Below are 14,856 nucleotides of genomic sequence, written 5' to 3'. Positions count from 1 at the left end.
CATGCCCTGGCGGGCACCACAGACGATGAAGTTGCGTTATTTTCAAGGTAGAAAATGAGAAAATGTGAAGCAAGACGCAGCCTGCGGTTTCGCAGCTTGCGTCTTTTTTTGCCGGCTTGGTCTTCCCCGTGGTTGAAAATTAGTCAGTATAGAGCTGCTGGAGGAAGCGGCCGTACAAAGAAAACAATTGATTGCAAAACTCCATCGGGTTCCCGAATCGGCGTTTGCAAGCCAACTTCATCCCGGCGCGTATACATTGGAAGCTTTTTTGAAGGAAATGTTCATCACGCATGACAAGCATCATGAAGAGCAAATAAGGAAATTCCTTGGATCGGCATAAAAGAACAGAAGCGTCCGCCACGGCATATCGCCGCACGGACGCTTCTTTTTTGTTTGCTCAGCTTTCTTCCAGACGGACAACCTGCTCGCGCGAGGCCGAAAGCTTCGGCAGCAGGTTCAGACGGCGCACGGCCATCGTGACGGCGGTCGCCGCTGCGGCCTTCAGCAGATCGCCGGGGATAAACGGCACCAGGACGGTCGCGACCGCTTTTTCCCAGGAATCGCTAAATTCGGTTGCATACCAAAAAACGCCGGTTATGTAGACGACCGAGCTGCTGACGATCATCCCGAGCAGGAGAAGAACGGAGGAACCGGCTCCGTTGCCCTTGATGCGGCTGGTGAAGACGCCGGCCAGTCCGGCAGCCGCGGGGAACAGCCATATAAAGCCGCCCGAAGTGCCCACCAGGATGGCAAACCCGCCGCTCCCGTGCATCAGCGGCAAACCGAGCACTGCCAGCAAAATCACGGCAAAGATCGTCAAAAATCCGTAAACCGGACCGAGCATGGCACCCGTAATCAACAGGGCGAACGTCTGGAGCGTCACCGGGACGGGGGAAATGCCCAACGGGATGGACACATAGCTGAGAACGACAAACAAGGCTGCAAAAAGCGCGCAATAGGAAATGACGCGTAATGCGTTGGAAGACTGCTGCAAGGTAAGGCTCCTCCCCCCTAGGTAGAATAAACTTGCCAAAAAGCATTGCTATTGTAGCATACAATCGGCTATCGTGGCAGAGAGAGAATGCATCGGCAAGCCGGGCAGCACAGTAAAAGGGGAGCAGCGGATGAACGGAACGTCGGATCAGCCCCTGATTCTTTCCGAAGCCAGCGTGGCGTTTCGGGAAGGAGATGGATACAGGCTGGCTTTGAAAAACTTGTCCTTTTCCTTGCGAAAAGGCGAATGGGTAGCGGTGGTAGGCCGCAACGGGAGCGGAAAAAGCACGCTGTTTCGCGTCCTGGCAGGCTTGATTCCGCTGTCCAAAGGTCGGTCGGAGCCCGGGTGGGCGCAGGACAGCCGCCCCGGCTTCGTCCTGCAGCAGCCGGACGCCCAGATCGTAGGGGAAACCGTATGGGAAGACTTGGCGTTCTCCATGGAAATAGCTGGGGCGGCTCCCGGGCGCATGCGGCCGCTCGCGGAGCAAATGCTTGAACGGACCGGCCTGGCGGTTCCTCTGGAAACGCCGGTTGACCGCCTGTCCGCCGGGCAAAAGCAGCTGCTTGCTGCGGCCGGCTGCCTGGCGGCCGAGCCCCGGCTGCTGCTGTTTGATGAGGCTACCTCCATGCTGGACCCTCTCGAGGCGGAGCGCCTGATGCATGCGGCAAAGGAAATACAGGCGGAAGGCGCCTCGGTGCTTTGGGCGACGCAGCGGATGGAGGAACTCGCTTGGGCGGACCGGGTTCTGGCGCTGCGCGAGGGAAACGTCTTGTATGACGGGCCGCCCCGGGAGTTTTTTTACGGCCGGGTTTCGGGAGAAGGACAGGGATCGTTTCCGGCTGCCGAATCTCCCTGCACAGCTGCGGACCTGGAGCCTCCTTACGCAGTCCGCGCCGCCGTTCAACTGCGAAAGACGGGCCTCCGTTTGAAGGGATGGCCCTTAACCATAGAGGAACTGGCCGAAGAGCCCGTTTTGCTGCGGCCTGCCGCCGCAGGAAAGGAGGACGGGCCATGACCATGATTTTTCGCCGGCCCTTGTTTGCTTACGGCCCGTTTCAGCTGGATCTTTCGGACGCGGTACGGGTGCTGCCGCCCGGCTCCTTCACGCTTGTGCTCGGCCCGGCGGGCGCCGGAAAAACGGCGTTTTTGCAGGCGGCCGCCGGCTTAACCCGCCCCGAGGCAGGGGCCGTGGAAGTAAGCGGAGAAGCGCTGTGGCTGCCCGGAAGCAAACGCGGAAATCCGCGGGCCGCGGCGCGGATCGCTTACCTTTCCGAACGGCCGGAAAAGCAGTTGTTCGGAAATACCGTCCGGCAAGAGCTGGCAGCCGCTCTGCCGGATGCGCTGAAACGCGAACCGGGCGAAGCGGCGGAGAAAATCCGGACGGCGCTTGCCGCAAGCGGTCTGGATGCGGACGAGGCAGCATTAAGCCGTTCTCCGCTGGCGCTTAGCGGCGGGCAGCGGCGCAGGCTTGCGCTTGCCGGCGCCTTTATCGGAGCGCCGGATTGGCTGATCATGGACGACCCGGCCGCCGGTCTGGACGCGGACGGCATTCGGATGCTGGAGGAAAGACTTCTCCGCTGGCGCACCGAGACCGGAGGAGGAGCGGTGTTCGCCTCCCGCGACGCATCGGCTTTGCTGGCGTTGGCGGATTATGTGCTGGTGCTGGCCGCCGGAAAAGCCGCGTTTTTCGGCACACAGGCCGAAGTGCTGGAACAGCCGGAGCTATTGTCCGCAAACGGCGTCGCGGTGCCCCCCGGCCTTGCGCTGGGCGGGCTGCTGCGTGCAAAAGGCTGGAGAGTTCCGGCGGACGTGGTTTTCGACCCGGAGCGCTTGGCGGAAGCGATCGTCCGCCAAGCGGAAGCGGGTACCGGGAACGTTGCGGCGACGCATGACATAACGGAGCCGGATGAAGGCCTTGCGCAGCAGGAGAAATCCAAGGACACGCATCGCGGACGCGGGCAAAGCGTCCGTGTCATTCATTCCGAAGCGGCCGAAGTGCCGGCACACGTACCGCTCCGGCCTTCGCCTCCGGGATGGCGGCGCGGCTGGAGCTCCTTCGATCCCCGGGCCGTATGGGGCTTTTTGTTTGCCGTCAGCCTGGGCGTATGGCTGCAAACCAGCTGGCCGGGGCTCCTCGCCGGGACGATCGTGACGGGGGCGGCAGTCCGGTGGTCCGGCGCTCCTCTGAAGCTGCTTCTTCGGGTGAGCCGGGCGTACTTGATCATTTTGCTCTTGACGGTTTTATTGGCCGGCTTACAGTGGGACGGAAGCGAAGGTTTTTTCTTTCAGCCGGAATCGGCGATGGAATCATTCCGGGCGTTTTACCGTTTTTTTCTGGTGCTGTGGCTCGGCCTTCTTCTTCCGCTGACGCAGAGCCATCTGCGGCTGAAGCGCGCGCTGGAGCAGAGCCTCGGGTTTCTGAAACGAACGCGGTTTCCGGTCGAAGCCGTCTCGCTGGCCGTCGCTTTGCTGTTCCGCTTTATTCCGCTCATCCAGGCGGAATGGGAACGGTTCGCCCGCCTGTCCCTGATTCGGCGCCGTGCCGCCGGCCGCGCCGGCCGGCTCCGGTTCCGCGACGTGAAGCCGCTGTTTTTTCCGTTTGTCCTGTCGGTCCTTCAGCTCGGCGAACAGACGGCGCTCGCTTTGGAGGTCAGGGGCTATGGCCTGCAGGGAAAACGCACGCATTCGTTTACCCTGAAGCTGACAGCCCGCGACATCGGCTTTATGGCGGCCGGAACAGCCGCCGCTCTGCTGCTTTTGCTGATTTTCCGATGATGAGTAGCCGCTGCTTCGGCAGCGGTTTTTTGTTTATCCACGCCAAAGGTTCAAGACTCGCCTTTGGTCGAGTTGTTATTTGAACGGCGTTCAATTATTCTAAGATGGGAATTGAACACTGTTCGAATAAAGAGAAATGGAGTGGTACTGTGAAAAAGATCATTGGCTTTTCCCTGAACAACAAGTTCGCTGTCTGGATCATGACGATCATCGTCACCGTGGCGGGCTTGTACGCAGGGCTGAACATGAAGCAGGAGACGATCCCGAATATCGAGGTTCCGATCCTGACGCTGACGACGGTATACCCCGGGGCTTCGCCGGACGAAGTGGCGGAGAACGTAACCGGTCCGCTGGAGCAGCGGGTCCGGAACCTGAATGCCGTCGAGATGGTCAATTCCTCCTCACTGGAGAACGCATCGTCCATTATCGTCCAATACGAATTCGGCAAAGACATGGATAAAGCGGAGGACGAGCTGAAGCAGGCGATTGAAGGGGCGGTGACGCTCGAGGGCGTTCAGGAGCCCAGCGTGTCGCGCATCAGCCTGAACAGCTTTCCGGTGGTTTCTCTGAGCATCAGCGGCTCGGAGAACCAGACGCTGGAGGAAATTACCGAAATCGTCGAAAGCGAGTTCCAGCCGGCGCTGGAAGGCATCGACGGGGTCGGCTCGGTCGCCGTATCCGGCCAGCAATTGAAGGAAATACAGCTTACTTTCAACGAAGCGAAAATGACGGAGCTGGGTCTGACGCAGGAGACGGTCAGCGGAATTGTGCAAGGCTCTTCCATCAAAGCCCCGATGGGCTTGTTTGACATCGACAACAGCCAAAAAACGCTCGTGGTGGACGGCGGCATCGTCACCATGGAGGATCTGCAAAACCTGGCCATCCCTGTCATTCCGGGCGCCGGTTCGGCCGGCCAGCCGTCCGCCGGAGCAGGAGCGGGTGCCGGGATGCCGGGTCAAGCGGCAGGCGGTGCGGGTGGGGCCCAAACGCAGCAGCCCGGAGCGGCTGCCGAGGCACCGCAAGCCCCCGACGCCTCCGGAGTGGCGCAGGCTCCCGCTCAGCCCGGCGCGAACGCCGGCGGGCAAGCGGCGCCCCAGCAGGGAGGGGCGGCAGCTGGGGCAGGGCTTCCCACGGTCAAGCTTTCCGACATTGCCGAGTTGAAGCTTGTCTCGATCACGGAGTCGCTTTCGCGCACCAACGGCGAGCCTTCCATCGGGATCAACGTCACCAAGACGGCGGAAGCCAATACGGTCGAAGTTGTTAATGCCGTTAAGGAACGTGGCGAACAGCTCGCGGAGGACCACCCCGGCCTGAAATCAGTCGTTTTGCTTGACCAGGCGGAGCCGATCGAAGATTCGGTCAGCACCATGCTGGACAAAGCCATGTTCGGCGCATTGTTTGCAATCGTGGTGATCATGCTGTTCCTGCGGAACATCCGGACGACCTTGATCTCGGTCATCTCCATTCCGCTGTCGCTGCTCATTGCCGTCCTCATCCTCAACCGGCTCGGCATTTCGCTTAACATCATGACACTCGGTGCGATGACCGTTGCAATCGGCCGGGTCGTGGACGACTCCATTGTCGTCATCGAAAACATTTACCGCCGCATGTCGCTGAAGGAGGAGAAGCTGACCGGCAAGGCGCTTATCATCGACGCCACGCGGGAAATGTTTATCCCCATTCTGGCTTCGACGCTGGTCACCATCGCCGTTTTCCTGCCCCTCGGCCTTGTCAGCGGCATGGTCGGCGAGCTGTTCCTGCCGTTTGCCGAAACGATGGTGTTCGCACTGCTCGCTTCTCTGCTGGTCGCCATCACGGTCGTTCCGGCTACGGCGCACTTCATGTTCCGCAAGGGGCTGAAGGAAAAGCACCGCACGGAAGAGAAGCCCGGTGCAATCGCCGGCTTTTACAAAAACGTGCTGCGCTGGTCGCTGAACCACAAAATCATCACCTCGCTGATCTCTGTAGCGCTGCTGGCCGGAAGCATTGTGCTTCTCCCGTTTATCGGGGTAAGCTTCCTGCCGGAAGAAGAGCAGCAGTACACCATGGTAACCTACAGCCCGGCACCGGGAACTCTGAGCGAGGATACGCAAAATACGGCCCTCGAAGCGGAAAAGCTGATTATGGGACGGGAAGGCGTCAGCAATCTGCAGTTTGCCGTGGGCGGAGGCGGTCCGCTCAGCGGAATGGGCATGGGAGGAGGCGGCGGAAACGGCACTCTTTTCTACGTGGAATATGATGGGGGAGTCAAGGACTTCGCCGAAGAAAAAACCAGGCTGGTCGAGGAATTAAGCAAGCTGGATACGGAAGGCTCGTGGAAGCAGGCGGACATGAGCGCCGGCTTCGGCGGCAGCAACCTGGCTCTGAACGTTTACGGCAACAGCATGGAAGACATCATTCAGGCATCGGAGCAAATCTCCGGTCTGCTGGAGGGCCATTTCGAGTTCAGCAAAGTGGAGTCAAGCGTATCGCAGAGCTACGGGCAGTACACCTTGGTTGCCAATCAGGAAGTGCTGAGCCGCTACGGCCTGACCGCCGGCCAAATCGCCCTGAAGCTGAGCCCGCAGCGGGAGCGTCCGGTCCTGACGACCGTTAAAGAAGACGGCCGCGACTACGAAGTCTATGTCAATGTAGACAAAGCCGAATACGCTACGATCGGCGACATCGAAAATGAAACGGTCACCTCGCCGCTGGGCTTTGACGTTCCGATCAAAAACCTGGTTCAGGTGGAAGAAGGCACTTCTCCGAATACGATCACCCGCCAAGACGGAAAGCTTTACGCAGAGGTTTCCGCAGACATCACCGCCAAGGATGTGGCGGGAACGACAAGCGACATCCGGGCGGAAATCGACAAGCTCCAGCTTCCTGATAACGTGACGGTTGAGTTTGGCGGGGTCAGCGAACAAATCAACGAGACGTTCTCGCAGCTCGGACTGGCCATGCTGGCCGCGATCGCGATCGTCTATCTGCTGCTCGTGATTACGTTCGGCGGCGCGCTGACGCCGTTCGCCATCCTGTTCTCCTTGCCGTTTACCGTTATCGGCGGCTTTGTCGGCCTGTTCCTCATGGGAGAAACCATCAGCGCATCCGTCATGATGGGCGCGCTCATGCTGATCGGCATCGTCGTCACCAACGCAATCGTACTGCTGGACCGTGTGCTGCACAAAGAAAAAGAAGGACTCGACACGCGCTCCGCGCTTCTGGAAGCGGCGGGCACGAGGCTTCGTCCGATTCTCATGACAGCCCTTGCCACCGTCGGCGCGCTTCTCCCGCTTGCGCTTGGCTTTGAGAGCACCAGCGGCGCGCTGATTTCCAAAGGCCTCGGCATCACCGTCATAGGCGGTTTAATCAGCTCCACGCTGCTTACGCTGATCGTCGTTCCGGTCGTGTATGAAGCATTGGCCCGGTTCCGCCGCAAACCGATTGCCGGCGAATAAGCGGCCGGAAAGGAAGGAAAAGGGAGGGCTCGCCATGGCGGACCGCAAAACGCAGATTCTGGAGACGGCCATGCAGTGTTTTGCCGAAAAGGGCTTTCATGCCACTTCGATCCAAGACATTGCGGAGCGTCTTCATATGGCCAAAGGCTCGCTCTATTTTTACTTTAAGTCAAAAGAGGATATCCTTCTGTCGCTGGCGCAGCGCTTTGTCGACGATTTTCTCCGGCAGGCGGAAGAAATTCAGGCGGACCGCGAGGCGCAGCCCCGGTCCCGGCTGCTCCGGCAAATCGTGCTCCGGCTGCGTTTAACGGACACCAGCCAGGAATTTCTCGATCTGCTTGTTCACGAACGGTTTGAGATGACGGAGGAGCTGTTCGCGCTCATGCAGTCGATGCGCCACCGCAACTTGCTTTCGCTCACCGCAATCCTCAAGGAGCTTTATGGGGCGGAGGCGGAGCCGTATTTGTACGACGGCGTATTCCTGTTAAATGCGCTGATCGACGGGTACATCGGGCATATCATGCTGGACGAAACCGATATCAACGAAGAGAAGCTGACCGAATTTATCGCCGAGCGGCTCGACGATTTGATGGAGGGCATGCGGAAACGCAAAGCGGTCGGCTTTGTTTCCGCCGAGGCGTTCCGGGAGACCGCCTCCCAGTGCAGGTTCAAGCGCCGTCCTCATGAGGAACTATTGCAGGAAGTAGACACGCTCCGACGCTTGGCGTCCGAGGCCCGGGAAGAACGGGAGCGGGAAGAGGCTTTGTCTACGCTGAATGCGCTGGAGGAAGAGCTTGCCGCCGGCACTCCCCGGGTGGCCGTGGTGAAGGGACTCTTGTTTGTGCTGAAAAACCTGAAGCTTCCCGGAGCGCGAAAACCGCTGCAAGCGCTGGAGCAGCTTTTAAAAGAAGCCGTATTCCGCGGACGAGCGGAGTAACGGCAGGCAGCATGCAAAAGGACAGCCGTTTGGCTGTCCTTTTGCTATTTCCGCCGTCCTTTTGCCGGCATTATCTTCCGTCGAAGGCGGCGTCAGATTCGCTCAGTTAAAAGGCCGCAACGGAATCTTTCGCTAAAAGAAAAGAAAACTGGCATCCCCCCTTGGACGGGAAGAATGCCAGCCGTATTTCTGTTTATTCAATTAAAACCCGGGGCTTATTGAAACACTTTAATGCGCTCGTCCAGAGGCTTGAACTGTTTCTCGCCCGGATCTGCCGTCGGCTTGCCAAACGGCATTTGGGCGATCAGACGCCAGCTTTCCGGGAGTCCATAGGTGGACTTCACCTGCTCGTCAATCAACGGGTTGTAGTGCTGAAGGGAGGCGCCAAGGCCTTCCGCGCTCAGAGCCGTCCAAACCACATATTGGTGCATGCCGGAGGACTGCTGCGACCAGACCGGGAAATTATCCTGGTACAGCGGGAATTGCTCCTGCAAACCGGCCACCACGTCGTTGTCTTCAAAGAACAGAACGGTGCCGTATCCAGCCTGGAAGCTGCCGAGCTTCTCTTCCGTGGACTTAAAATTATCGGCAGGAACGATTGCTTTCAGGGTTTCCTTCGTGATGTCCCAAAGTTTGTCATGCTGCTCGCCGAACAGAACAACAATCCGGGCGCTCTGCGAGTTAAAAGCGGAGGGAGTGTGCTTCACGGCTTCCCGTACGATTTCCAGAATGCGGTCCCGGGAAACCACTTCCTCCTTGCCGATTCCGTAAATAGAACGTCTTTTCTCATGGGCTTCAAAGAATCCTGCTGACATATCGTTACTTACCTCCTTTTTGTAAGTGCCACCAGTTCCATATTACCATTCTTTAGACCGGCCATGCAAACGGCGCGTCTCTATTGTTTGTCCAAATTTTCCGTTTATGCACCACCCAAGGACCAGCGCTTCGAAAAAGAAGCTTCACGATCCGCCACGGTCAGGGAAGAACAGGGGAAAGAAGCGATTGAGTTAACATATTATATATTATGTATACTTATAAGCGTTCCAGCAAGCAACAAGGCTTGTCGCGATGAAACCGCGCACAAGCCCCGTTAACATTTAACCTGGTTAATTAGTTCAGCCTATAACGGTTTAGACATCAAACCGGAAATCGTCATCCGTGAGCGGCTCCAGATTGACCGTCCGGACGTAGCCGTTGCCTTTTTTGGAGAAAAAGTCATGCTGCTTCGTATGCGTACTGATGCCGTTCTGGACGATGGGGTTGATTTCCTCCTCCGGGAAGCGGGCTTCCAATCCGAGGTTCATCAGCGCCTTGTTGGCGTTGTAGCGGACAAAGCTGTTCACTTCGTCCACCAGTCCGATCTTCGCGTACAACGACTCGGTGTAAGTTTCTTCATTCCGGTGCAGCTCATCGAGAAGCTGGATCAGCTCGCGCCGGGCGGCATCCTGCTCGGCGGGGGAGAGGGCGGCGAACACCTCCTGCGCCAACAGGCCGACATACAGGCCGTGGATGCTCTCGTCGCGCAGGATCAGATCGATGATCTCCCCGCTGGACGTCATTTTGCCTTGGCCGGCGAGGTAAAGCGGGTAGAAGAAGCCGCTGTAGAACAAGTAGCTTTCCAGCAGGACCGAAGCGCACATCGCCAAATAAAGGTCCTTTTGCGTAGTGATGTTGCGGTAGAAGCGGGAAATCTTCTCCGCTTTGGTTTGCAGCTGCTCATTGCCTTCGACCCACCGGAAGACGGCGTCAATTTCTTCGGTTGTAGCCAGCGTGGTGAAAATGCTGCTGTAGGACTTGGCGTGAATCTGTTCCATCATGCCCATAAAAGCCAGCACGGCTTTGCGCTGGAGCCCTTCGACATGGTCCAGTATGCCGGGCATGCCGACGCCGCCCTGCACGGTGTCGAGCAGCGTAAGCCCGCCCAGCACCTTCATATACGTGTCCTGCTCCTCGGGCGAAAGGGTGATCCACGCCATTTTGTCGTCGGAGAGAGGGATTTCTTCATCGGTCCAGAACTGCATAATATTTTGATTCCAGAACATCATCGTAAAATCGTCGTCCGGGCGGTTCCAGTTTACGGCGCGGATCGCCGGCTTGCGCAGTTCCTCAAGCGCTTGGGAAGGAGTCATGGCGTATCATCCTTTCGGGTGCGGTTTTTAAAAAAGTCGGGCCGGTCGTTAAACCGCGCAGCTGACGCACTCTTCAACGCTCAGGCGGTTCGTCCGTGTGTAATAGAGGGACTTCAAGCCTTTTTTGGCGGCGTACAGATAGCAGCGTGCCAGCTCCCGGGTCGTCACATCGCTGTTGACGTGCAGGATGGCGGAGATGCCTTGATCGACATGCTCCTGGATATCGGCAATCAGGTCGATCACCTTGAACTGGTCCATCCGGTAGGCGGATTTATAATAGAAGTAATTGTCCGCCGTCAGGTACGGCATCGGATAATAGGTCGTCGAGTTGGCGTACGTGCGGGTTTCGATCGTATCGACAACCGGCATGACGCTGGATGTTGCGTTTTGAATATAGGAAATGCTTTGCGTCGGCGCGATGGCAAGCCGGTAAGCGTGATACAGGCCGTGCTCGCGAACCTGGTCGCGGAGGGCGGCCCATTCCGCAGGCCCGGGCAGCGCCATGCCCCCGAACAGCTCCTGGACGCGGCTGGAAACCGGGCGGTAATCGTGCTCCAGGTAACGGGTGAAGTAGGTTCCTTTGGCATATTCGGACTGCGCAAAGCCGGCAAATGTTTCTTTCCGCTCCCGCGCGATTTCCATGCTCTTCTCCAGCGAGTAAAAGTTGACCGCCATAAAGAAGGCGCGGGCGAATTCGCGGGCTTCCTCTGAATCGTAGGCAATCCGGTTTTTCGCCAGGTAGCCGTGCAGATTCATCGCCCCGAGGCCGACGGAATGAAGCTCCGCGTTTGCCTTGACGATGCCGGGGGCGTTTTTGATCCGGGTCATATCGCTGACCGCCGTCAGGGCAATCATGCCTTCGCGGACGGAGTCGCGGATTTTGCCGTTGTCCATGACGTTCGCGATGTTCAGCGAAGCCAGGTTGCAGCTGATGTCGCGGCGGATGATGTCGTCCTCGTGATAGTCGCCGATTTCCGACGTTTCCTGCAGCTGATAAATTTCGGTACACAGGTTGGACATTTTGATTTGGCCGATGTCCTTCAAGGCGTGATTCCGGTTGGCGTTCGATTTGTTCATGATATACGGGTACCCGGACTCCAGCTGAATCATGGCGATTTTGGTCAGCATGTCGCGGGCGCTCATAACGGTTTTGCGTTTCACCTTGTCATTGGCCAGAAGCTCGTCGTACATTTCGTCCATGTCCATGTCGTCCAGATGGCGGCCGTATTCCCGGTAGACCGAATAGGGGGCGAATACAACGTGCGGTTTGTTCTCCTCCGCCAGCCGGTAAAACACATCCGGCACGATAAGGCCGATGGAGAGCGTCTTCAGACGGGTTTTCTCGTCGGCGTTGATCTTTTTGCTGTCCAGAAACTCCATGACGTCCCAGCCGAAAATGTTGTAATAGGCCGCTCCCGAGCCTTTGCGCTGGCCCATCTGGTCGGCATAGGAGAATGCGTCCTCCATGAGCTTCAGCACCGGCATGATGCCTTTGGCCGCGCCTTCGACGCCTTTGATCGGCTCGCCGCGCCCGCGCAGCTTGGACAGGTTGACCGCGACCCCGCCGCCGACCTTGGAAAGCTGCATGCAGGTGGACAGGCAGTAGTTGATCGAATTCAGCGAATCGTCCATTTCGAGCAGGAAGCAGGAGACCATTTCGCCGCGGCGGCTTTTGCCGGCGTTCAGGAACGTGGGCGTAGCCGGCTGCACGCGCTGCTCCATGAAGGAAACGGCAAGCGTGCGCGCGGTTTCGGCATCGCCTCGGCCGAGATGCAAAGCGACCGCCGCCGCCCGGTCGGGCAGCTGCTCCAGATACAGCGATTTGTCATTGCTCTTCATCGCGTAGTCGGTGTAAAACTTGGATGCCGCCATATAGGAAGCATAGGTGAACGGCACTTCATGGGCGGCGCGGAAGACGCTCTCAATCTCTTCGCCCGTGTACTGCCGGCGGAAGTCCTCGTAGTAATCATGCTCAATCATGTAGACGACCTGCTCCAGATAGCTGCCGAACGTAAGGCTGCGCTCGCGCACCTCCTCCAGAAACGCCTCAACCGCTTCTTTATCCTTTTCCAGACGATAGAAGCCGTCCGGTCCGTCCGGTCCCTTTTGCATCAACTGGTTATTTAACTGAATGTACCGCAAGCTTCTCCAGCTCCTCCCGAAATCGTTTGATGTCGCCGGCGGTTCCCGCCAGCTCGAATTTATGCAGTACCGGCACGCCGTACTCCGTCGAAATGGTATCCGCGCTTTTCGCGAACCCGTGCCCCCAGTTGCGGTTTCCGCTCGCTGCAACGCCGCGCAAGAGCCCTCCGTTTTTCTCCAGAAACACCCGGGTGCGGGGCGGAATCTGGCCGAACCCGGTTGTATAGGTTACCAGCGCGAACGGCTCGGATACCTGCGTGTCGTCTCCAATCTGAACGGAAGGGAGCCCGAGCTTTCCGGCGAAGCGGCGGACGTTGCCGGTTTTGGAATCGTAAACGACGAGCATGCGATCACCTCTTTGTGTATGTACCTTGCGCTTCAACCCGTGTGCGCAATGAAAAAGGGGGCACCCGGACGGTCGGCACGGGTGCGCCCCTATGTGGTCTGCGGCCAAACGCAGAACGATAGCGGATCGCGACACCGGCCCATTCTCCGTGGGCGTGCAAGGTGTTTGCAAACGGGCAGGTCTCCTGGCTCAGGCTTCTGCGCAGCGTTCGCCTTCCCGGATTCATCGGACGAATCCAGTGGCGTCTCGAACGGCTGCTCGGCCTTCACAGTGGCGGGACCGCGCCGGCTTTGACCGGACTTCCCTATTAAGCCTCTACTCTATCTATAAGAGAAAGGCACCCGTTTGAATCAATATCTTGTGATAATGATTAAAATAACTCGATATATAGTGCTTGTCAAATCTTTTTTTGTCAAGTCTGTGAAGTCGAAAGGGGAATATGCTACCATGGGTGCAGAACCGTGTATGATCTTCCGCGGCCGCCGTTTGGCTCGCCGTTCGTAAACTTGATCCCCGGGGTGCAGGCATGCTGAAATTCAACGACATTTACTCGGTTGTCTCCATTGCAAACTTGATTCTGGCTGCGTTTGTTGTGTTTTGGGAACGCAAGAAGCCGGAAACGACCTGGGCCTGGGTGATGGTGCTGCTGTTTTTGCCCGGCGTCGGGTTTGTGCTGTATCTGATCCTCGGCCAAACCATGAGCCGTCGCAAAATATACAAAATCCAGGAGGCCACCCAGAACGGGCTGGAGCGACTGATAGAAGGGCAGCGGCGCATTTTCCGCGAAAGCCGCATCAAGTTCAACGATCCGATCGCCGCCGATTACCTGGACATGATCTACATGAACCTGACCAGCAGCTATGCTTTTTACACGCAGGACAACGAGGTCAGCGTATATACGGAGGGCAACGAAAAATTCGCGGCGCTTCTGCGGGATATTGCACAGGCCAAGCATCACATTCACCTGATGTACTACATCGTGCGCAACGACGAGATCGGACAGACGGTCATCAACGCCCTGGCGGCCAAAGCGGCGGAAGGGGTGGAGGTGCGCTTTCTGTACGACGACATCGGCAGCTCCTGGCTGCCCCGGCGGTTCTTCCGGCCGCTTCTCGAAGCGGGCGGAAAGGCGGCGGCTTTTTTCCCGTCCCGCATCCCGTACCTGAACTTCCGGCTCAACTACCGGAACCACCGGAAGCTCGCCATCATCGACGGGGAGATCGGCTACATCGGCGGGCTGAACATCGGGGACGAATACCTCGGCCGCAAAAAGCGCTTCGGCTTTTGGCGCGACACGCATCTTCGGGTGCAGGGCAGCGCGGTGGCCCAGATGCAGGCACAGTTTTTTCTCGACTGGAACCTGGCTTCCCCCGACAAGCTGGCCGGAGGCGAACCTTATTATCCCATGAACGAATACGGCGGAAACGTCGGCATCCAGATCGTCTCCAGCGGACCCGAAAACGAATTGGACCAGATCCACAACGGCTACCTCAAAATCATCCATTCGGCCAAAAAATACGTCTACGTGCAGACCCCTTATCTGGTGCCGGATGAAAGTTTGTTAACGGCGTTAAAGATGGCCGCCCTGTCCGGGGTCGATGTCCGGATCATGATCCCGAGCTTCCCCGATCACAAAATGGTGTACTGGGCCACCCGGTCCAACCTGGGGGATCTGCTGGCGCTCGGCGTCAAATGCTATCTTTACGAGAAAGGCTTTCTTCACGCCAAAATGATTGTAGCCGACGGGAAAATCGCTTCCGTGGGCACCGCCAATCTGGACATCCGCAGCTTCAGCCTGAATTTTGAGGTCAACGCGTTTTTGTACGACACCCACACGGCGGATCTGCTTGCGCGCACATTCGAGGATGACATGCGGGTCAGCTCGGAAATGACGCCGGAGCGGTATCGCAGCCGGTCCACCTGGAGCCGGATCAAGGAATCGTTTGCCCGTTTGCTATCACCCATTCTGTGAAGCCGAATGGGAGTTTTTTAGGCGAATATGGTTACATAATTTTTTAAGAAACTTAAAAATTATGAAATTGGTTCAAAAGTGCCAGGTTCAAGCGACAAGTCCTATTCGTTTTGGTAGAATAATG

Annotated in this window: 10 protein-coding genes and 1 riboswitch; of the genes, 5 read left to right on the top strand and 5 right to left on the bottom strand. The window is 57.8% G+C overall.

What is annotated here, in order from left to right:
- Positions 1–397: 397 nt before the first annotated feature.
- Positions 398–994: a biotin transporter BioY gene (locus AC6I6H_RS18765; protein ID WP_497955529.1), complete on the bottom strand. Its 597-nt coding sequence runs from the start codon at positions 992–994 to the stop codon at positions 398–400.
- Between the two features lie 130 nt (positions 995–1,124).
- Between AC6I6H_RS18765 and AC6I6H_RS18760 the strand changes: the two genes are divergently transcribed.
- The 4 genes from AC6I6H_RS18760 (at position 1,125) to AC6I6H_RS18745 (ending at position 8,143) form a co-directional block, all read left to right on the top strand.
- The gene (locus tag AC6I6H_RS18760) at positions 1,125–2,009 is read left to right on the top strand and encodes an energy-coupling factor ABC transporter ATP-binding protein (RefSeq protein WP_497955528.1); all 885 of its coding nucleotides are present in this window, start codon (positions 1,125–1,127) and stop codon (positions 2,007–2,009) included.
- The gene (locus AC6I6H_RS18755) at positions 2,006–3,769 is read left to right on the top strand and encodes an ATP-binding cassette domain-containing protein (protein ID WP_497955527.1); all 1,764 of its coding nucleotides are present in this window, start codon (positions 2,006–2,008) and stop codon (positions 3,767–3,769) included. Before AC6I6H_RS18760 ends, AC6I6H_RS18755 begins: the two co-directional genes overlap by 4 nt.
- 149 nt (positions 3,770–3,918) lie before the next feature.
- Positions 3,919–7,206: an efflux RND transporter permease subunit gene (locus tag AC6I6H_RS18750; protein WP_497955526.1), complete on the top strand. Its 3,288-nt coding sequence runs from the start codon at positions 3,919–3,921 to the stop codon at positions 7,204–7,206.
- A 34-nt stretch (positions 7,207–7,240) separates the two neighbouring features.
- Positions 7,241–8,143 carry a TetR/AcrR family transcriptional regulator gene (locus AC6I6H_RS18745; RefSeq protein WP_497955525.1) on the top strand — a complete coding sequence of 301 codons (903 nt, stop codon included), beginning with the start codon at positions 7,241–7,243 and terminating at the stop codon, positions 8,141–8,143.
- Positions 8,144–8,358: 215 nt separating this feature from the next.
- Here AC6I6H_RS18745 and AC6I6H_RS18740 read toward each other — a convergent pair whose 3' ends face one another.
- The 4 genes from AC6I6H_RS18740 to nrdI form a co-directional block, all read right to left on the bottom strand.
- Positions 8,359–8,958 (bottom strand): nitroreductase family protein, encoded by a 600-nt coding sequence (locus tag AC6I6H_RS18740; protein ID WP_497955524.1) that lies wholly within the window; start codon positions 8,956–8,958, stop codon positions 8,359–8,361.
- A 315-nt stretch (positions 8,959–9,273) separates the two neighbouring features.
- Positions 9,274–10,230 carry a class 1b ribonucleoside-diphosphate reductase subunit beta gene (gene nrdF, locus AC6I6H_RS18735; RefSeq protein ID WP_497955530.1) on the bottom strand — a complete coding sequence of 319 codons (957 nt, stop codon included), beginning with the start codon at positions 10,228–10,230 and terminating at the stop codon, positions 9,274–9,276.
- Positions 10,231–10,320: 90 nt separating this feature from the next.
- Positions 10,321–12,414: a class 1b ribonucleoside-diphosphate reductase subunit alpha gene (nrdE, locus tag AC6I6H_RS18730; protein WP_497955523.1), complete on the bottom strand. Its 2,094-nt coding sequence runs from the start codon at positions 12,412–12,414 to the stop codon at positions 10,321–10,323.
- Positions 12,392–12,760, bottom strand: a complete 369-nt coding sequence (gene nrdI / locus AC6I6H_RS18725; protein ID WP_497955522.1) for a class Ib ribonucleoside-diphosphate reductase assembly flavoprotein NrdI — start codon at positions 12,758–12,760, stop codon at positions 12,392–12,394. Before nrdI ends, nrdE begins: the two co-directional genes overlap by 23 nt.
- A 157-nt stretch (positions 12,761–12,917) precedes the next feature.
- A riboswitch (cobalamin riboswitch) is annotated at positions 12,918–13,120 on the bottom strand.
- A 166-nt stretch (positions 13,121–13,286) separates the two neighbouring features.
- Here nrdI and cls point away from each other — a divergent pair.
- Positions 13,287–14,732, top strand: coding sequence for a cardiolipin synthase (cls, locus tag AC6I6H_RS18720; RefSeq protein WP_497955521.1), 1,446 nt, complete (start codon positions 13,287–13,289; stop codon positions 14,730–14,732).
- The last annotated feature ends 124 nt before the right edge of the window (positions 14,733–14,856 follow it).

It is taken from the genome of Gorillibacterium sp. sgz306347 (assembly GCF_059735245.1).
This window is presented reverse-complemented; position numbering and strand designations above follow the sequence as displayed.